A 19,514-nucleotide genomic window follows, 5' to 3' on the forward strand; every position below is an offset into this window, starting at 1 on the left:
AATTAGCAATTATTTTTTTATTTAGCTGTAGGCTTTAAGCAGTAAGCTATAAACTTTGGAGTTCATAACTTACCACATAGCATATTATTTATCGCCCTAAGCCGCCACCTGGCATTTTAGGCATATTACGCATCATCTTGGCTGCCATTCCGGGGTTAGACATTTGCTTCATTACCTTACGCATATCAGCAAACTGTTTCATCAATTTGTTGACCTCATTGAGGTCCGTTCCAGACCCTTTAGCGATGCGTAGACGACGTTTTTGGTCGATAGCATCAGGATTTTCACGTTCAAATGGTGTCATCGAATCGATAATAGCCTCAATAGGTTTGAATGCATTGTCATCGATTTCAACATCTTTGATAGCTTTGCTCACCCCTGGTATCATACCCATCAAGTCCTTCATATTACCCATCTTCTTGATTTGCTGAATTTGGGATTTGAAGTCATTAAAGTCAAATTTATTCTTACGTATCTTCTTTTGAAGTTCAGCAGCTTGTTTTTCGTCAAACTGTTGTTGCGCACGCTCCACTAAGGAAACCACGTCACCCATCCCCAAAATACGGGAAGCCATACGGTCAGGGTGGAAAACATCCAAGGCTTCCATTTTCTCCCCGGTACCGATAAATTTGATCGGTTTATTAACAACAGATTTTATGGAAAGCGCCGCTCCACCGCGGGTGTCACCGTCTAATTTGGTTAACACAACTCCGGTAAAGTCCAATCTATCGTTGAACGCCTTTGCTGTATTGACCGCGTCCTGTCCGGTCATGGCATCCACCACAAACAAAATCTCATGCGGTTGCGTAGCCTCTTTAACCGCTTTGATCTCCGTCATTAAGGCTTCATCGATCGCTAAACGACCAGCCGTATCTATAATGACAACATTATTGCCATTACGCTTCGCTTCCTCAACCCCTTCTTTAGCAATCGCAATAGGGTCAGTAGATTCACGGTTCACATATACAGGTACATTGACCTGCCCGCCCAATACCTGCAATTGGTCAATAGCTGCAGGACGATAAACGTCACCCGCCACCAACAGAGGTTTCTTTCCTTTGTTTTCCCGTAAATAATTAGCCAATTTACCAGAGAACGTTGTTTTACCCGCACCATTCAAACCTGCTATAAGAATTACGGTAGGATTTTTGGAAATCTCCAATTCCGTCACTGTTCCGCCCATCAAAGACGTCAGCTCATCGTTCATGATTTTGGTCAGCAATTGCCCCGGCGAAATACTTGTTAGTACATTCTCCCCCAGTGCCTTTTGCTTCACATCGTCTGTAAAACTCTTGGCTGTTTTATAGTTCACATCGGCATCCAATAACGCCTTGCGAATCTCTTTCATCGTCTCAGCGACGTTTATCTCCGTAATGCTTCCTTGTCCTTTTAATACTTTAAAGGCTCTATCTAATTTATCCTGTAAATTCTGAAACATGCTAATTTCCCGTGTTTTATCTTTTTCTCTACTAAATGACAAAGGTACGAAATAAATAGCTATTCAGCTATAGGCAAAGGGCTGTGAGCTACTAAAAAAGGCATAAGTATTCAACTTATGCCTTTTCAATATATGCATTACGCCATGCGCAACACGATAACATTTCTTTAATCTCTTCTTGCGAAAAGGATATAAGCATAGTACAACAACGTGACCAATGCTGATAACGCTGCAACCACGTAGGTCATAGCGGCCCATTTCAAGGCATCTTTAGCACCATCATGCTCTTCGCGACTATGTGTAATGTTCGCTGTTTCTAACCATTTCAAAGCTCTGCCTGACGCATCAAACTCCACTGGAAGGGTAACGAATGAAAACAAAGTAGTCAAAAACAACGCTCCTACACCTATTGCCAACACCCATGGGTTACCTCCGAAAGCCATCAACAAAACACCGGCCATCAAAACCCAGGAAGTTAATCGCGACGCGATACTAACCACCGGTACCATCGCTGAGCGGAACTGCAACCAAGAATAGGCTGTAGCATGCTGAACCGCATGTCCGCATTCGTGCGAAGCCACCGCAGCAGCAGCAACACTACGTCCATGGTACACCTCCGGACTTAGGTTTACTGTCTTATTGGTCGGATTGTAATGGTCAGAAAGCTGTCCTTGATTTGCTACATGAATCTGCACATCATAAATACCGTTATCCTGTAGCATCTTTTGAGCCACTTCTGCACCGGATAAACCGGATGACAAAGGCACTTCCGAGTATTTCTTAAATTTACTCTTAAACCGTGACTGCACTATCCAACTGATTAATGCAATACCAATAAATAATATCCAATATATTCCCATAATCCTTTATTTTCTTTTTTACTGTATTGTTCAAATTTTATTCCACTACACTTTTCGCTGTCACATTTTCTTTCCTAAGATAGGAAAAACAAGCAATTACGCCAAAAACCAACTTTAAGTGGGTTCATTTATGACAAAATGACCATAAAACAAACAATTTCTGTTTAATTCTGTTGTCCTACCAAAATTAATAGCACGATGAACCCCAAAATTTTCATTAAACGGATATACGAGGACTTCGATGAGAAGGACGGTTATCGTGTATTGGTTGATAGGTTATGGCCAAGAGGTGTAAAGAAAGAAGATGCTCATTTAAACGAATGGGCAAAAGACCTCGCTCCTTCTACTGAAGCACGGATTGAATTTGGTCATATACCTGAGCATTGGAATACATTTAAGCAGCGTTACAACAAAGAGCTTGATGCAAATGATCAGATCGCACATTATTTAGAAAAGTGGGAAGAACAGTCCTCCATCACACTTTTATATGCCGCAAAAGATACCATACGTACACACGCGCTTGTGCTTCAGGAATATTTGGAGAAAGCGTATGGGGCAAGAAAAGAATAAAAAAAAGCTGTTTCAAAAAGAGGATTAATCCTCTTTTTGAAACAGCTTATCCCCTTTCTACAATTGAAAAGCTATATTGTTCTCTTCGATCATCTTCCGAAGATTGTTCAATGCATAACGCATACGGCCTAATGCTGTATTGATACTTACATTTGTCACATCTGCAATATCTTTAAAGCTCATATCACAGAAATGACGCATAATCAACACCTCTTTTTGGTCGTCCGGCAATAGCTGTATAATCTTCCGCAAATCTACATCCCGTTGCGTATCCATCAATTTCGATTCCACACTGTCATCTGCAAATTGCAATACATCAAAAATATCATACCCATCACTATTGACAACCGTAAGCCCACGCTTTTCTTTCCGAAAATGGTCAATAACCATGTTTTGGGCAATACGGACAACCCAAGGTAAAAACTTCCCTTCGTCGTTATAACGTCCGGATTTAAGTGTTTTGATTACTTTAATGAAAGTCTCCTGAAAAATATCCTCTGCCAGATATTCGTCCTTGACTTGAAGGTAGATAGATGTATATATTTTAGATTTGTACCTATTCAACAACTCTTCAATCCCCTGCTCATCACCGGCTACATAAGCCTGGATAAGCTCTTTATCACTCTTTTCTTTTAGCATTTTCATAATAAATCTCCCAGATTTAGTTTGAATTTTCGTTCGGTGTTTATTTAGAGTAATTGTGTGCTATAGGCGCGTCTTTAATTATAGTTTACTTAATTCAAATCAACAAAAAAACAGTGAACAAACAAACTAAGTATTTGATATTTAACATTTATTCACAAATTACAACATTGTTGTTACACTACTATCGTCTACAAAAAAAGCTCCGCAATTTACATGCCGAGCTTTTAAAGTTATAGAAGTGAAGGTTAAAAAAACCGGATCACTTACCTTATTTTCATCACTATTTATAAAGTGGGAACTGTGCCATCAAAGTTTTCACTTTATCATGAATTTTACCCAATTGACTATCGTTGTCACGGCTTTTCAATGCCTCATCAATCAACTCACCAATCTGGATGATTTCATTCTCTTTGATACCGCGTGTAGTAACCGCCGCTGTACCAAAACGCACACCCGATGTAACAAATGGAGAACGTGTATCGAATGGAACCATATTTTTATTTGTAGTGATACCTGCTTTTCCCAACACTGCTTCAGCTTCTTTACCAGAAATATCTTTGTTGCGCAAATCCACTAACATCAAGTGATTATCTGTACCTCCAGAAATGATTTTGTAATCACGGTCAACAAAGAACTGTGCCAATGCCTGTGCATTTTTCTTCACTTGCTTAGCATACTCCAAGTAATCATCGGTCAATGCTTCACCATAAGCAATTGCTTTAGCCGCAATAGTGTGCTCCAATGGACCACCTTGTGTACCTGGGAAAACAGCCAAATCCAACAATTGGGTAATCGTACGGATTTCACCTTTTGGAGTCTTAATACCCCAAGGATTTTCGAAATCCTTACCCACCATAATCATACCTCCACGTGGACCACGCAATGTTTTGTGTGTTGTTGTCGTCACGATATGACAGTGAGGAAGTGGATCATTCAACAATCCTTTAGCGATTAAACCTGCTGGATGCGAAATATCCGCCATCAATAAAGCACCAATTTCATCAGCTACCTTACGGATACGTGCATAATCCCAATCACGTGAATACGCCGAAGCACCACAGATAATCATCTTTGGTTTTTCGCGCAATGCTGTTTCTTCCAACTGCTCATAGTCAATAAGACCAGTATCTTCTTTTACTCCGTAGAACAAGGGTTGGTAGATTTTACCTGACAAGTTTGCCGGAGAACCGTGTGTCAAGTGTCCACCGTGAGAAAGGTCAAGGCCTAAGATTTTATCACCTGGTTTAATAGTAGCCAAGAAAACCGCAGCGTTAGCCTGAGCACCCGAGTGAGGCTGTACGTTCACCCATTCTGCACCAAACAATTTTTTAGCACGATCGATAGCGATGCTTTCAATTTCGTCTACCACTTCACAACCGCCATAGTAGCGTTTGCCCGGTAGACCTTCCGCATATTTATTTGTCAATACTGAACCCGCAGCTTCCATCACCTGCTTGCTCACGAAGTTTTCCGAAGCGATTAATTCAATACCTTCTTCCTGACGTTTCAACTCGTCAGCAATCAGATTAAAAACAACCTGGTCTCTTTCCATTATTGTATGATTAAGGAGTAAATTTTAATATTCTTTTAAATTCGTTGCAAAGATAATACAAAAAGACTAAAGAACAAGCGGTAAAGACAAGACGCACAGCGTAAATGTATGCAACATTGTATTTTAAGTATAAGAAGTGGTAGTGAAGTAAAATGGAGAGTTTTTATTAGACATTTCTTTTTCCGCTGGCCGCAGAGGCTTCGTACCTTTTTTAGAAAAAGGTACCCAAAAAGCGTCGCTGAAAAGCTTTGACCAGATAGATAGTGCAAGGAATATCTTTCTACATGGTCAAAACGTTTGATGCGTCCCACATCCCCGCACTTATCCCGTATCGAGAATAGTTTGAGGCGACATTTTCCGTTAAGGATTGGTTGGTGCGAGTAGAGTAAGGCGATTTTCATCGCCCTCTTCTACCGAACAACGCGAATGCGGTATCTGTCCCATCCAAGTGGCGGAAAGGCAAAGGAAATTCCGAGGGATTGTGTGGAAAGGGAAAAGGCATAGAAACTATTGTCCGAAGCAATTTAAAAGCTTCGGACATTGGTTTCAGCCTTGGGAGGGATTTTCTTTGTGCGCGTTGGGGTTGTGGGTAAAGTCGCTTTGGATGGGACAAAGGGTTTATCTTCGATGAGCTCCCTTCGGTCGGTTTTGATTCCTTTTTGCCCTACAAAAAGGAATGCCTTGTCCCGGCGAGGGACGGAAAGGTTATGCGAAAGTCATCAACCATTCAATTCCTTCTTCAATAATACCTGAACAGCATGGTAAGGGTTTTCATCCAGCGATTTTATATGGTTTAACACAACAGCGATATATTGATCAAGCCCCGCATTGCCAGACAATTCCTTTTTACCGTTCTGCAAGAGCTTTATCGTATTATCCTTCAAATCACTTATATAAGTCCACGCCACATCTGACACATAGAGTTGTTGCGCTAAATTATGCTGGTATTCTGCTTGAACTTCGCCAACCAGAGCATTTACGAAAGTAGTCACAGGTAAGCCTTCTTGATGGTTACGCAACATCAGCTGCTGAGGTTCTATTCGATGTGTCAAAAGAAGCAATCGCTCATACGCAGCAAAACGCATCTGCTGCATCTCTCGGGTGAAAAGCTTATTCTGGTTCAATGCATTCAGCTTCAAGATATAGGACTCTATTTTCGGCCACAGCACCCTAAACAGCAACAATCCTCCAGCAATCACACCAAAGGTAATCGCCAGCACCTGACCGAAGAAATCAATAAACTCTTTACTCATCATCGTATATGTTTTGTTAGTGTCAAAAATAGGGATTAAAAGGATTTCCAGCTAAAAATATGTATTTTTGTTTCATTAGAAAGTATTTTTAGATATGAGTACAGACAGCACAATAACTGCCGCTCCGGTTACTTTAACAGCGGGCGCAGTAACAGAACTAAAGAAATTAATCGACCAACAGGAGATCGGAGCAGACTTTGGCCTTCGCATAGGTGTCGAAGGTGGCGGCTGTTCAGGAATGAGCTATATTTTAGGATTCGACCAGAAGAAAGATGGCGATAGCGAATATGAAATAGAAGGAATCCGCATTTTCATGAACAAAGCTCACGGCCTATACCTTGCGGGAATGGAAATCGACTTCAAAAATGGATTAGATGCCCGCGGTTTCACATTCAACAACCCGAATGCAACCAGTACCTGCGGTTGCGGAAGCTCTTTTTCGGCTTAAGCCACTTACAGGAAAAACAACATTGACAGGAAAAACAGAATCGTTTTTCCTGTTTCGCAATACGCATATCGCAATACTAAAAAAACACATGTCAGATATTTCACGTGAAAAGTCAGCTGAACTTTTTGAGAAAGCTAAAAATTATTTCCCTGGCGGAGTAAACTCTCCTGTTCGGGCATTCAAATCCGTTTACGGCACACCTTTATTTATAGAACGTGGTGATAAAGCCCATCTTTGGGATGCTGACGGCAATGAATTTATCGACTTCTGCTGTTCTTGGGGGCCACTTATCTTAGGACACAATAATCCACAGATCCGGGAGGCGGTAGCTGAGCAATTGTACAAAGGTTTGAGCTTCGGCGCACCAACACGATTAGAAAATGAATTGGCAGATCTTATTCTGTCTAACAACACGTATATCGAAAAGCTTCGCTTTGTTAGCTCCGGCACAGAGGCTGTTATGTCAGCTATCCGCTTGGCCAGAGGTTATACTAAGCGTGATAAAATCGTTAAATTTGAAGGCTGTTACCATGGCCACTCTGACTCGCTTTTGGTAAAAGCAGGTTCAGGATTAGTCACTTTTGGAGAAACTTCCTCTGCTGGTGTACCTAAAGCCTTTGCTGATGAGACTATCGTGATCGCTCTCAACGACAAAGAAGCATTGACAGAAGTATTTTCCCGTTTCAAAGACCAAATTGCGGCCGTCATTATAGAAGGTATTCCTGCTAATAACGGATTACTTCTACAAGATAAGGATTATATGCACTATCTCCGTGCAATCACGCAAGAGCAGGGTTCCTTATTGATTTTAGACGAAGTAATCACTGGATTCCGTCTAGGTTTCCAAGGAGCCGCCCATTATTATGGCATACGACCGGACATCCTAACTTACGGTAAAATTATCGGTGGAGGCATGCCAGTAGGAGCATATGGAGCTTCCAAAGAAATCATGGCACATATCTCTCCTGACGGAGGTGTTTACCAGGCCGGAACGCTATCCGGAAATCCTGTAGCTATGGCGGCCGGCATTGCTGCGCTGAGCATCTTAAACCAACCGGACTTTTACCAAAAATTGGAGCAAACAACCCAGGACTTTGTAAATACCCTTCGCGCATACATCGAGGAGCATCAATATGAAGTGAAAATTTTCACGGTTGGTTCTATTTTCTGGTTTGCTTTCACGACAGCAGAAAGCATAAAACGAGCTGATGAAATCGATCCTGCCTCTATGGAGAAATATAAAATCATGCATCGCGAACTATTGAATAGAGGTATTTATTTCGGGCCTTCAGGTTATGAAGTTGGTTTTATTTCCGCTGCTCATTCAACCGAAGACCTACAGAAAACCATCCAGGCACTTAAGGAAGCCTTAGACGTTGTTTTTCAGTAGATTTAAACTTTTTTTGAAAAGGATTGTTAAGTATAGACAAAAAATAAACATACGTATAACTAAAAACAAAGAATATGAAAATGAACAATTGGAACACAGCATTAGCTTTACTTGCCGTATCGGCAACTATCGTTTCCTGTAACCCAACGACAAAAAACACAGATGGCGAAGTCCGTGACTCTACAGCCCTACAAGATTCTGTTGGTGCCATCGCAGTAAACCCCTTGAGCCATTCAAAGGAATTCCCGGGTGCAACATTAGAAGTCGCTTCAATAACTGCTGAGAAAGTCGGAGCTGATTCGGCTAAAGTTACAGTAAAATACAATGTTAAGAACTTTGAACTGACCGCACAGACAGAGCATGACCACCATATGGCAAACTCGCATGACGGCCAACATATCCACTTTATTTTGGATAACAAGCCTTACGATGCTTTATACAAACCAGAACATACGGTTACTGTCCCGGTGAACTCGGAACATTATTTGATGTCTTTCCTATCCCGCTCATTCCATGAATCTATAAAGACGGTTGAAGCACATAAATTGGTCAAATTCAAAATCGATGCAGACGCTAAAGTTGAACAACTTGCAGCACCAACAGAACCATCTCTTTTTTATAGCCGTCCAAAAGGCGAATACAAAGGCGACGACACCAAACAGTTGTTGTTGGATTTCTTCGTTGCGAACAGTGAGCTAAGTGCAAATGGCAACAAAGTAAAAGCTGAAATCAATGGTCAGGAATTTGTTTTGGACCAATGGGTACCATACGAAATCCTTAACTTGCCATTAGGTGAAAACACAATCAAAATCACTTTGATTGACAAAGACGGAAATGCTGTTTCTGGCGACAATGTTTCAGTGGAAAGAAAAATAAAACTTTCAGCAGAATAAAAATAAAAAAGGGGTTGCAAATTTTGCAACCCCTACTTTTTAGAATCCTACACTCTTAAGATTCAAGCCTGCCCTTTCATCCAAATCAAAGAGCAAATTCATATTTTGTACCGCTTGACCAGACGCTCCTTTCAAAAGGTTATCCGTAGCGTTCAGAATCAACAATTTATTATCATGTTTTTCGAGATGCATGATACTTTTATTGGTGTTGACGACCTGCTTCAAATCTATATTAGAACGACTTACCCAAGTAAAAGGATGTGACGCATAATATTCTTCATACAAGTTATAAGCCTCGCTTTCCGATAGATCAGAGTCTACATAGATCGCCGAGAAGATTCCTCTTGGAAAAGCACCTCGCTGTGGAATCATGTTGATACGCTGCATCGCCCGCTCTAGAAGCGACTGTTCGGAAACAGGAAGAAAACCTGCTTGTAACTGCTCCAACGATTCCGAAACTTCTTGCAAATGCTGATGTTCGAAAGATTTATAAGCAGAAAGATTGCTACTCCGCCAAGAAAAATGTGATGTTGCTGTTGGCTTCTGTCCTGCTCCTGTTGAGCCTGTGGTCGCATTGATGTGAACCTGGGCAGGCAACAATCCTTTGGAAGCCAAAGGCAATAATGCCAGCTGGATATTTGTGGCAAAACACCCTGGATTAGCAATATACTGTGCTGATTTTATCCTTTCACGATTTAATTCAGGGAGACCATAAACAAATTGTTGTCCTTGATAAGCTGTATTTGCTTTTAAGCGATAATCCTGCGATAAGTCAATAATTTTAACCGAAGCACTGACAGGATTTGCCTCCAAGAACTTCCTTGCATCGCCATGACCAACACAAAGAAACAAAACATCAATATCCGATTGGAAATCTGAAGAGAATTCTAAGTCTGTATCTCCAAATAAGTCATTATGTACCGCATAGACTTTATTTCCTGCATTAGAGGCTGAATTAGCAAATACAATTTCTACATCAGGATGATAAATCAATACCCGTAATAATTCTCCCCCGGTATACCCCGCCGAACCAACAATACCAACTTTAATCTTGTTCATATTTATTTTAGTTGTAAGTAGTTAAGTGATAAGTTTTTTACTTGAGACACCTCTATTCTTAGTGTTAAGCATAGTGCACTACGAATCCAATCTAAAAAGTAGTCTGAATACTACTTAGAAAATAACGAATAGCTGACGATACCAATTTTTCTTTTCTACACATTCCTCTTATACAACAAAAACTCTGTATCAGGCCCCTGTAGTTCAAAATTTAATCGCTCATATAAACGCTGTGCATTAACATTTTCTACCTGCGTTTCCAATTGCACAAAAGCTGCCCCTTTTGATTTCGCAAATTCGAATGCTCTACTAATCAGCTGTTCGCCAATTCCAAGCTTTCGATATTCCTCCTTCACAAACAAGTCATTCAAAATCCAGTTTTGAACCATTCGAGCCGAAGAATATTTTGGATATAGCTGCGTGAAGCCCGCTGCAATATCGTCTTTATAAAAAAGGTATACAACAGACTCCTCATGTTGAAGCCTTTCCGTTAGGAACTCTCTTGCACCTTTTGTATCCGATTCTTTCCGATAAAAAACCCTATATCGGTCAAATAATTCAACCAAATCATCCAGATGTGCTAACGTTCCCTCAACGATCATTATTTAGCATTTACTTTATGCCAGATAATCGTCTGGTTACCGAAAATCTTAGAGAATCCTTTCACGTCATCTCCCGTATAACCTTCGTTCATTTCACCGTAACTGCCGAACTTGTTGTTCATCAAATCATGGGCAGACTCGATTCCCACAATTACAAAACGGTAAGGATGCAACTCCACAATAACACGCCCTGTAACAGTTTCTTGTGACGAAGTCAAGAATGCTTCAATATCACGCATCACCGGGTCATGCATTTGACCTTCATGCATCCAGTTACCATAGAATCCCGAGATTTGGTCTTTCCATGACAATTGCCATTTCGTCAACGTATGTTTTTCTAAAGTATGGTGCGCTTTAACCAGAATAATAGGGCCAGCTGCTTCAAAACCCACACGGCCTTTGATACCGATAATCGTATCACCAATGTGAATATCACGACCTATGCCGTAGGGTTGTGCCAACTCCTGTAACTGTTGGATAACTTTTACTGCACCGATTTTCTCACCATTTAGCACTACAGGCTCCCCCTTCTCAAAATCAATGGTAATGGTTTTCGGTTCAGTAGAAGTTGCCGCTGTAGGCCAGGCTGATTCTGGAAGATACTGATTAGATGTCAGTGTCTCTGCTCCTCCGACGGACGTGCCCCAAAGCCCCTTATTAATAGAATATTTTGCCTTTTCAGCACTATAAGGAAAACCATGTTGGCTCAAATATTCGATCTCTGCTTCCCGTGACAGCTTCAGGTCCCGGATAGGTGTAATAATCTCAACTCCCGGAATCAGCGTGTTGAAAATCATATCAAAACGCACCTGGTCATTACCTGCTCCCGTAGATCCATGAGCGACACATTCCGCCCCAATTTTTTTGGCATAATTCGCGATTGCCGTTGCCTGGCATACACGCTCTGCGGATACCGAAAGCGGATAAGTCGCGTTTTTCAAAACATTGCCAAAAATCAAGTACTTAATCGTATCACGATAGTAGTTTTCGGTTTCGTCGATGGTCGTATGAGACTTCACACCCAATTCGTAAGCTCGTTTCTCAATAGCCTGTATTTCCTCAGCAGAAAAACCACCAGTGTTAACCACTACAGAATGTACTTCAAGACCAAGATCTTTCGACAAATAAATACAACAAAACGAGGTATCCAACCCACCACTAAACGCCAATACTACTTTTTTCATGTTTATTAAATAAGTAAATAGTCAAAAATAAAACCCAAAATTATATCCCTTTTACAAATCCAGTTCCCACAGGCAGAATCGCGGCGATAAACTTCTTCGAAGAACGAAACAATTTGGCTTCAATACGTTTCAATAAGGATTGCTTCTTTACAATTCGATCTAACCGCTCTTTAGCCTCTGCTCTTCGTTGGATTTTCTCCTTCAGTTCACGCTCTTTTTCTACCGGATCCCACAACATCGCTGTACACATACAGTTTTTCCGTTCTTTGCTGACTAAGATATCAAAATTTATACAGGACTGGCAGCCTTTCCAGAATTCCTCGTCCTGCGTCAATTCCGAATAAGTAACAGGTTCATAACCCAAATCCGAATTGATTTTCATCACGGCCAATCCTGTTGTCAATCCAAATATTTTCGAGTTGGGATATTTCTCCCGCGACAAATCAAATATACGTTTCTTAATCGCTTTTGCCAACCCAACCTTTCTAAATTCCGGACTTACGATAAGCCCTGAGTTAGCCACATAATCACCATGTCCCCATGTTTCAATGTAACAGAAACCAGCCCAACGCCCATCCTTATGTAGCGCTATTACAGCCTTACCCTCTTCTATCTTACGCGCCACATATTCAGGTTTACGGCGCGCAATACCTGTCCCACGAGCCTTTGCAGACTCAAACATTTCGTTACAGATGGTTTCCGCATAGCTAATGTGTTCAGCTGTCGCAGGAATAATTAAGAAATCTGAAAGTGTCATCTTATGATGCAGACCTAAAATCAAATTGCACTTTACGTGCTGTCAAAATTAATGAATTAACAAAGGGGAATCACCGAGCCGGGTGATGGCTTCAAATGGAAGTAGCCTGCCTCCGAATCAAGCTCGAGGCAGTATAGGTCGTCGGAATCTCAAGATAGGACAGTTGATAGAACGAAAAGTATATAAGCCACCTATTACAGATGTATGTTGCATCTGCGCAGATAAACCAATATATACTTTAGAACAGTTCATTCTTATCTCTTCATCTTTTGATTGGACAAAAGTAAAAAATAACTTTTTCTTTTCCGCAATAGTCATACATATTTTTTGATAAAAAAATATATTGCCCCCAATCTTATCGCTAATCTGTTAAAAAGACACCAAAATCAATAAAAGGTTCAAAAATCCTTGTCAGCCCTTCGTCAAGGATTAGCAGGGCGTTTCTTTAATGTATATAATTTTCGGTAATTTTGCAGAGAAAAAATCAAACAAACGATGGTTGGTCCAAGTATTATATTTTACATTATTTTCGGTATTCCCTATGTCTTTTTCATGTATTGGCTTATCAAGCAGGATAAGAAAAAATACGCATGGGGAGTTGCTGTCATAACGGTTATAGCCATCGTTGCACTCGTAGTTTCTCAAAGGGCCAGTAAAATAGCAATCCAAAACTACAAACAGCATCAGATCGACGCCCGCGAGCAGGAAAAAGAAAATTCCAAAAATTAGATTTGTGTGGATTAATTATCCACCTCAGATTCTTTTAAGATCGGCCTATCATCATCTGTTCTTTGTTCATATTTTATTTTGAGGGGATCAAGATTAGGTTTGCGCGCGCATTCACGTGACAATTCATAACAATAGATCGTTTGCTCAAGTTGGTAAACATAAGGATAACCAATTTCGTCATAATCGTATTTATCATCGTTCAATACACCATCCTCATTCACATAAATCGTTGATGTCAACATGAAAAAGTGTTACTACTTTTCTCATTTTGTTACTTTTCAGAATATCTATAACGAAAGACTTCCGAAGTTGTGGAAACTTCGGAAGTCTTAATTCTACTACTGTGTAATCCCCTCCAATTTCAAGATAAACGCCCATTCAAGCGCTTGGTCTTTCAGATAATCAAAACGACCGGAGGCACCGCCATGCCCAAAATCCATGTCGGTTTTCAAAAGTACAACATTGTTTCCTTTTTTGGTTGCCCGTAATTTTGCCACCCATTTTGCAGGTTCAAAATACTGCACCTGACTATCGTGCAATCCAGTAGTGACTAACAAATTAGGGTATTCTTTGGCCTCGATATTTTCATAAGGCGAATACGATTTCATATAATCATACGCATCCTTATTGTTTGGGTTTCCCCATTCATCATACTCGTTGGTCGTTAGCGGAATAGTCTCATCCAGCATGGTATTGACCACATCCACAAAAGGAACAGCAGCAATCACACCATTCCACATATCTGGAGCCATATTGATAACAGCCCCCATCAACAAGCCTCCCGCACTACCGCCTTCAGCGTACAAATGTCCTTTGGAAGTGTATTTCTGATCTATCAGATACTGACCACAATCGATAAAGTCCGTAAATGTATTTTTCTTTTTCATCAATTTACCGTCTTCGTACCATTGACGCCCCATTTCCTCGCCCCCACGGATATGTGCTATTGCATAAATGAACCCACGATCCAGCAGCGATAATCTGGAAGAACTAAAAGTTGGCTCCATAGAAGAACCATACGAACCATAAGCGTAGAGATACAACGGTGCTGAACCATCTTTTTTCGTTCCTTTTTTATACACCAACGAAATAGGCACTTTCGTACCATCAGTCGCTGTTGCAAACGCACGTTCGGTCACATATTTTTCAGCATCATAGCCCCCCAATACCTCTTGCTGTTTCAACAAAGTCTTTTCCCGGCTATGCATATTATAATCAAACGTAGAAGAAGGCGTTACCATAGACGTATATCCGTAACGCACTACATCTGTATCATATTCCGCATTTATGCTCGGATATACGGTATATGCTGCTTCACCAAAATCTAAATCATGCACCACATTGTCTTTCAACTGACGAATCGACAAGTTAGTCAATCCATTCTTACGCTCAGACACGACCAAAAAATCTTTGAATTCGTCAATATCCTGTACCAAAACATCCTGACGGTGGGGAATAAAATTCTTCCAGTTTTCTTTCCCTGTTTTATCCAGTGGAGTCTCAACAACCTTGAAGTTCTGGGCATTGTCTGCATTGGTCACAATCAAAAACCTGTCTTCCAAGGGAACAACGGAATAGAGCACATCTTTCATCCGTGGCTGAAAAACTTGAAATTCACCGTTGGGATCATCTGCCTTGAGATACCTTACCTCGGCACTCATGGTACTTTGTGATTGGATAAAGATATATTTCCCGTTTTTAGATTTGCCAACACCGATATAATTGGTATTATCTTTCTCGTCATACACGACTACATCCTGACCTTCGGCTGTACCCAACGTATGCCGTTTGATTTTCTCCGAAAGTAAGGTAATCGGATTTTTGGAGGTATAGAAAATAGTTCTATTGTCCGCAGCCCAAGTTGCACTTCCCGAAGTCCGCATAATGCGGTCTGGGAGAATCTCTCCCGTTTCCAAGTTTTTGATATGGATAATATATTCTCTTCGCGATACTTCATCGACACCAAAAGCAAGCAATTTATTATCTGGACTTACTGAAAAACCATTTGCAGCAAAATAAGGCTTGCCTTTCGCCATCGCATCCACATCCAACAGGACTTCTTCAGGCGCATCTAACGAACCTTTCTTACGACAGAACTTGTAATATTGCTCTCCTTCCTCTGTCCGACTGTAATAATAATAGCCGTTTTTCAAATACGGAACCGACTCATCTTTCTCTTTGATACGCGATTTCATTTCATTGAACAGCTTTTCTTGTAAAGCCTCCGTCCCCTTCATCATCGCGTTGGTATAGGCGTTTTCAGCCTCTAGATATTTTACCACTTCTCCACTATCTGGACCTTGTTTAAAATAATCATTCAACCAATAGTAGTTATCCACAACCGTATCTCCATGAATTATACGTTGATAGGGCTTTACCGTAGCTATTGGTGCATCTGCTTCCGGCCATTTCACGGGACTATGTTCTTTTTGTTGCGCACATCCTGTCACAGCTATACTCATTGCTATTATGTAATTAAATTTTCTGTTGATTCTCATATCAAACGGATTAAATATAGTTAAATGTACAAATTCTACGGAAGCATTGTATAATATTTTAATTCTAATCCAGGACAAACTTATCTTATTTTATGCTTAAAATATATGGAGGTTTTTATTAGGCAATTTTGTCCTCCGAAGCCGGACGGGCTTTTCCCACTTTTGACCGCAAAAGTGGGTCAAAACTCGTCGCTAAAAAGCTTTGACCAGATAGATAGTGCAAGGAATATCTTTCTACATGGTCAAAACTTTTGATGCGTCCCACATCCCCGCACTTATCCCGCATCGAGAATAGTTTGAGGCGACATTTTCCGTTAAGGATTGGTTTGTGCGAGTAAAGGAAGACGATTTTCATCACCCTCTTCTACCGAACAACGCGAATGCGGTATCTGTTCCATCCCAGTGGCGGAAAGACAATGGAAATCCCGAGGGATTGTGTGGAAGGGAAAGGCATGGAAATTATTGTCCGAAGCAATCTAAAAGGCTTCGGACAGTGGTTTCAGCCTTCAGAGGGATTTCCTTTGTGCGCATTGGGGTTGTGGGTAAAGCCACCTCGGATGGGACAAAGGGTTTTTGATTCCTTTTTGCCCTACAAAAAGGAATGCCTTGTCCCGGCGAGGGACGGAAAGGTTGTGCGATGGGAAAAATCAACATATTGTAGAGAAAAAACCTCCATTTCACTTCAAAACTCCTCCTTTAAAAAACATTCTTGCAGGGTTAATCCTTATCCTATATAATCCGGTCAAACACGCAATAAGACAGCAATAACTAATGACATGGACAGTTTTAAATCATTTTAACATTATATTTGTTCATAAATCAATATATTTCGATCGTTAAATTTTTAATAGTATATGGATAAAAGAAAATTATTTGTTGCCCTGTTGGGCATCAGCATATTGCCCTTTACAGGTTTTGCACAGTCCAAAGAAAACACCAACCCTCCAAATTGGTATAATCTCGATTTACAACAAGATGGCATCATGGGCATCAGTACCGAGAAAGCCTATGAGTTATTGAAGGGTCGCCCGTCCCAGCCTGTCATTGTAGGCGTGCTAGATGGCGGTGTGGATTATAATCACGAGGATCTTAAGGATGTGATGTGGGTTAATCCTAAAGAGACCGCAAATAACGGGCAAGATGATGACGGAAATGGCTATGTAGACGATATTCATGGCTGGAATTTCTTGGGCAACGCCAATGGTGAGAATGTACAGTACGACAACTTGGAAGTGACCCGACTTATCCGCTTGTACGAACCCAAATACATTTCCGTATTGCCAACCACTCCGCTGACAGAAGCCGAAAGAAGAGAGTTTGTGGCTTACCAACGTATGGTTGGAGAGTACACCTCCAAAGCAGATCAAGCTAATTTCGGAAATGTCAACTATTCCCGCTTAAAAGAGGAAATGGACGCTGTCATCAAGGCTTTGGGAAAAGAGCCTAAAGATATTACCAAGGCCGATATCAACAATTACACTGCCACTTCTGATCGTCAAAAAATGGCGATCCGCATGGCCAAACGTGAACTGGATAATACTTCCTTTGAAAACTTCTACGAAGACCTACAAGAAGGTGTTAAATATTTTCATGGCCAAGCAGAATACCATTTAAACAAAGACTACGACTCCCGTCACATTATTGGTGATAATTACGAAGATGTAACGGAGCGCCATTATGGCAATCCTGACATCAAGGGACCTGATGCGGATCATGGAACACATGTCGCCGGAATCATTGGTGCGAAACGCCAAAACGGTATCGGTGTTGATGGTGTAGCCGACAATGTACAGATTATGGGTGTGCGCATTGTGCCTGATGGTGATGAGCGTGACAAAGATGTGGCCAACGGTATACGTTATGCCGTAGACAATGGTGCCAAAGTAATCAATATGAGCTTTGGAAAAGGCTATGTGTACAATAAGCAGACCGTTGACGAGGCTATTAAATATGCGGAAGAGAAAGATGTTTTATTGGTACATGCCGCAGGAAATGATTCCAAAGATGTCGATATCAATAAAAATTATCCAACAAAATACTATACCGATAGTTTAGAGGCTGTCATTGGAGAGGCTTCCAACTGGATTACAGTAGGTGCGACATCTTCAAAAGTTAATGATGAATTACTGGCGAGCTTTTCCAATTTTGGATACAAATCGGTTGATGTATTTGCTCCTGGTGTTAAGATTAACTCCACTATGCCGGAATCCAAATATAAAGAGCAGGACGGCACCAGTATGGCAGCTCCTGTCGTATCGGGATTAGCAGCTTTATTACGTTCGTATTACCCGGAGCTGACCGCCAAGGAAGTAAAGGACATCATCATGAAATCCGTTACTAAAGTAGATCAGAAAGTAAAAATCCGTGTGGACGGTTCATCTAAAAAAGTATATTTAGATGAAATCAGTGTAACGGGTGGAATTGTCAATGCTTATAAAGCTATCCAAGAAGCGGATAGCTATGTGCAGGATAAGAAAAAGTAAATAAAATAGGCTTCCGTAACGGAAGCCTATTTTATTTACTTTATAGGTCTATTCAATAACCTTAATCTTCGTCTCCGAGAGCAGCTTGATCCAAATCAACCCCACTCACTTCCGCACGAATTTTCTCTTCTAGTTCATCGCTCAAATCTGGGTTATCCAATAAAAGTGTCTTAACCGCATCTCTACCCTGTCCTAATTTCGTGTCGCCATAGCTAAACCAAGAACCTGCTTTTTTAACGATACCGTATTCTACTCCCAAATCAATAATCTCACCAACTTTCGATATTCCTTCTCCAAACATAATATCAAACTCCGCGATACGGAAAGGAGGTGCAACCTTATTTTTTACAATTTTCACCTTCACGCGGTTACCAGCCACTTCATCACCATCTTTAATCTGTGATGCACGGCGAATATCCAAACGCACCGAAGCATAGAACTTTAATGCATTACCACCCGTTGTGGTTTCCGGATTACCAAACATTACACCAATTTTCTCACGCAGCTGGTTGATGAAAATACAACAACAGTTCGTTTTGGAAATTGTACCTGTCAGTTTACGCAAAGCCTGTGACATCAAACGCGCTTGAAGCCCCATTTTGGAGTCACCCATTTCACCTTCAATCTCTCCTTTTGGCACCAATGCTGCAACAGAGTCAATTACAATCACATCAATAGCTCCAGACCGGATCAGATTATCGGCGATTTCTAAGGCTTGTTCCCCGTTATCCGGTTGGGAGATCAATAGATTCTCAACATCGACACCCAATTTTTGCGCATAATACTTATCAAAAGCGTGTTCTGCATCGATGATAGCTGCAATACCACCTTTCTTCTGCGCTTCGGCAACAATATGTGTGGCTAAGGTAGTCTTACCCGACGATTCCGGACCGTAAATCTCAATGATACGTCCCTTTGGCACACCTCCGATTCCCAAAGCAATATCCAATCCCAATGAACCTGTAGAAATAGATTCGATGGGTTCGACGGCTGAATCGCCCAGTTTCATAATCGTACCTTTACCGTACGATTTCTCCAATTTATCTAAAGTCAGCTGTAATGCCTTTAATTTATCTGCGTTACTCATATTTTTAGTATATTATATTCAAAGATAAAACTATTGTCGCAATTAAACAAAATATTTTACTAACAA

Annotated in this window: 20 protein-coding genes; 7 read left to right on the forward strand and 13 right to left on the reverse strand. The window is 40.9% G+C overall.

Annotated elements, in window-relative coordinates; genetic code table 11:
* Positions 1-88: 88 nt before the first annotated feature.
* Both ffh and BM375_RS10705 read right to left on the reverse strand, forming a co-directional pair.
* The gene (gene ffh / locus BM375_RS10700) at positions 89-1,438 is read right to left on the reverse strand and encodes a signal recognition particle protein (protein ID WP_093365927.1); all 1,350 of its coding nucleotides are present in this window, start codon (positions 1,436-1,438) and stop codon (positions 89-91) included.
* A gap of 167 nt (positions 1,439-1,605) precedes the next feature.
* A complete protein-coding gene (locus tag BM375_RS10705; protein WP_093365928.1) occupies positions 1,606-2,298 on the reverse strand; it encodes a zinc metallopeptidase in 693 nt (230 codons plus the stop codon).
* A 198-nt stretch (positions 2,299-2,496) separates the two neighbouring features.
* On the opposite strand from BM375_RS10705, the gene BM375_RS10710 reads away from it, so the two are divergent.
* Entirely contained in the window at positions 2,497-2,868 is a 372-nt protein-coding gene (locus BM375_RS10710; protein WP_093365930.1) for a DUF488 domain-containing protein, read from the forward strand.
* A 57-nt stretch (positions 2,869-2,925) separates the two neighbouring features.
* Here BM375_RS10710 and BM375_RS10715 read toward each other — a convergent pair whose 3' ends face one another.
* From BM375_RS10715 to BM375_RS10725, 3 genes are all read right to left on the reverse strand, one after another.
* Entirely contained in the window at positions 2,926-3,513 is a 588-nt protein-coding gene (locus tag BM375_RS10715; protein ID WP_093365931.1) for an RNA polymerase sigma factor, read from the reverse strand.
* 280 nt (positions 3,514-3,793) lie between these two features.
* Complete coding sequence (locus BM375_RS10720) at positions 3,794-5,065, reverse strand: serine hydroxymethyltransferase (protein WP_093365933.1); 1,272 nt, start codon at positions 5,063-5,065, stop codon at positions 3,794-3,796.
* Between the two features lie 719 nt (positions 5,066-5,784).
* Positions 5,785-6,321: a DUF7935 family protein gene (locus BM375_RS10725; protein ID WP_139227563.1), complete on the reverse strand. Its 537-nt coding sequence runs from the start codon at positions 6,319-6,321 to the stop codon at positions 5,785-5,787.
* A 91-nt stretch (positions 6,322-6,412) separates the two neighbouring features.
* Here BM375_RS10725 and BM375_RS10730 point away from each other — a divergent pair, with 91 nt between their 5' ends.
* The 3 genes from BM375_RS10730 to BM375_RS10740 all read left to right on the forward strand — a co-directional run bounded on the left by BM375_RS10730 (position 6,413) and on the right by BM375_RS10740 (position 9,049).
* On the forward strand, positions 6,413-6,766 hold the full coding sequence (locus tag BM375_RS10730; protein ID WP_093365936.1) for a HesB/IscA family protein: 354 nt from the start codon (positions 6,413-6,415) through the stop codon (positions 6,764-6,766).
* A gap of 88 nt (positions 6,767-6,854) precedes the next feature.
* Complete coding sequence (gene hemL / locus BM375_RS10735) at positions 6,855-8,156, forward strand: glutamate-1-semialdehyde 2,1-aminomutase (protein ID WP_093366127.1); 1,302 nt, start codon at positions 6,855-6,857, stop codon at positions 8,154-8,156.
* Positions 8,157-8,236: 80 nt separating this feature from the next.
* Positions 8,237-9,049 carry a hypothetical protein gene (locus tag BM375_RS10740; RefSeq protein ID WP_244525880.1) on the forward strand — a complete coding sequence of 271 codons (813 nt, stop codon included), beginning with the start codon at positions 8,237-8,239 and terminating at the stop codon, positions 9,047-9,049.
* Between the two features lie 39 nt (positions 9,050-9,088).
* Here the strand turns inward: BM375_RS10740 and argC are convergent, their stop codons facing one another.
* From argC to BM375_RS10760, 4 genes are all read right to left on the reverse strand, one after another.
* Positions 9,089-10,108, reverse strand: coding sequence for an N-acetyl-gamma-glutamyl-phosphate reductase (argC, locus tag BM375_RS10745; protein WP_093365939.1), 1,020 nt, complete (start codon positions 10,106-10,108; stop codon positions 9,089-9,091).
* Between the two features lie 155 nt (positions 10,109-10,263).
* Positions 10,264-10,710, reverse strand: coding sequence for a GNAT family N-acetyltransferase (locus BM375_RS10750; protein WP_093365941.1), 447 nt, complete (start codon positions 10,708-10,710; stop codon positions 10,264-10,266).
* On the reverse strand, positions 10,710-11,894 hold the full coding sequence (gene argG / locus BM375_RS10755; protein WP_093365942.1) for an argininosuccinate synthase: 1,185 nt from the start codon (positions 11,892-11,894) through the stop codon (positions 10,710-10,712). The genes BM375_RS10750 and argG overlap by 1 nt, the downstream gene beginning before the upstream one ends.
* Positions 11,895-11,934: 40 nt before the next feature.
* Complete coding sequence (locus BM375_RS10760) at positions 11,935-12,651, reverse strand: GNAT family N-acetyltransferase (protein ID WP_093365944.1); 717 nt, start codon at positions 12,649-12,651, stop codon at positions 11,935-11,937.
* Positions 12,652-13,146: 495 nt separating this feature from the next.
* On the opposite strand from BM375_RS10760, the gene BM375_RS10765 reads away from it, so the two are divergent.
* Positions 13,147-13,380: a hypothetical protein gene (locus tag BM375_RS10765; RefSeq protein WP_093365946.1), complete on the forward strand. Its 234-nt coding sequence runs from the start codon at positions 13,147-13,149 to the stop codon at positions 13,378-13,380.
* An 11-nt stretch (positions 13,381-13,391) separates the two neighbouring features.
* Here the strand turns inward: BM375_RS10765 and BM375_RS10770 are convergent, their stop codons facing one another.
* The 3 genes from BM375_RS10770 to BM375_RS17190 all read right to left on the reverse strand — a co-directional run bounded on the left by BM375_RS10770 (position 13,392) and on the right by BM375_RS17190 (position 16,164).
* Positions 13,392-13,622, reverse strand: coding sequence for a hypothetical protein (locus BM375_RS10770; protein WP_093365947.1), 231 nt, complete (start codon positions 13,620-13,622; stop codon positions 13,392-13,394).
* Between the two features lie 96 nt (positions 13,623-13,718).
* Positions 13,719-15,842 (reverse strand): S9 family peptidase, encoded by a 2,124-nt coding sequence (locus BM375_RS10775; protein ID WP_093366129.1) that lies wholly within the window; start codon positions 15,840-15,842, stop codon positions 13,719-13,721.
* A 154-nt stretch (positions 15,843-15,996) separates the two neighbouring features.
* Entirely contained in the window at positions 15,997-16,164 is a 168-nt protein-coding gene (locus BM375_RS17190; protein ID WP_170852640.1) for a hypothetical protein, read from the reverse strand.
* Between the two features lie 42 nt (positions 16,165-16,206).
* Here BM375_RS17190 and BM375_RS17020 point away from each other — a divergent pair, with 42 nt between their 5' ends.
* Positions 16,207-16,455 carry a hypothetical protein gene (locus tag BM375_RS17020; protein WP_139227565.1) on the forward strand — a complete coding sequence of 83 codons (249 nt, stop codon included), beginning with the start codon at positions 16,207-16,209 and terminating at the stop codon, positions 16,453-16,455.
* A gap of 277 nt (positions 16,456-16,732) precedes the next feature.
* Positions 16,733-18,361: a S8 family peptidase gene (locus tag BM375_RS10785; protein WP_093365950.1), complete on the forward strand. Its 1,629-nt coding sequence runs from the start codon at positions 16,733-16,735 to the stop codon at positions 18,359-18,361.
* A 61-nt stretch (positions 18,362-18,422) separates the two neighbouring features.
* Here BM375_RS10785 and recA read toward each other — a convergent pair whose 3' ends face one another.
* Positions 18,423-19,448 (reverse strand): recombinase RecA, encoded by a 1,026-nt coding sequence (recA, locus tag BM375_RS10790; RefSeq protein ID WP_093365951.1) that lies wholly within the window; start codon positions 19,446-19,448, stop codon positions 18,423-18,425.
* Between the last annotated feature and the right edge of the window lie 66 nt (positions 19,449-19,514).

The organism is Sphingobacterium wenxiniae, assembly GCF_900116225.1.
Classification (GTDB): Bacteria; Bacteroidota; Bacteroidia; order Sphingobacteriales; family Sphingobacteriaceae; genus Sphingobacterium; species Sphingobacterium wenxiniae.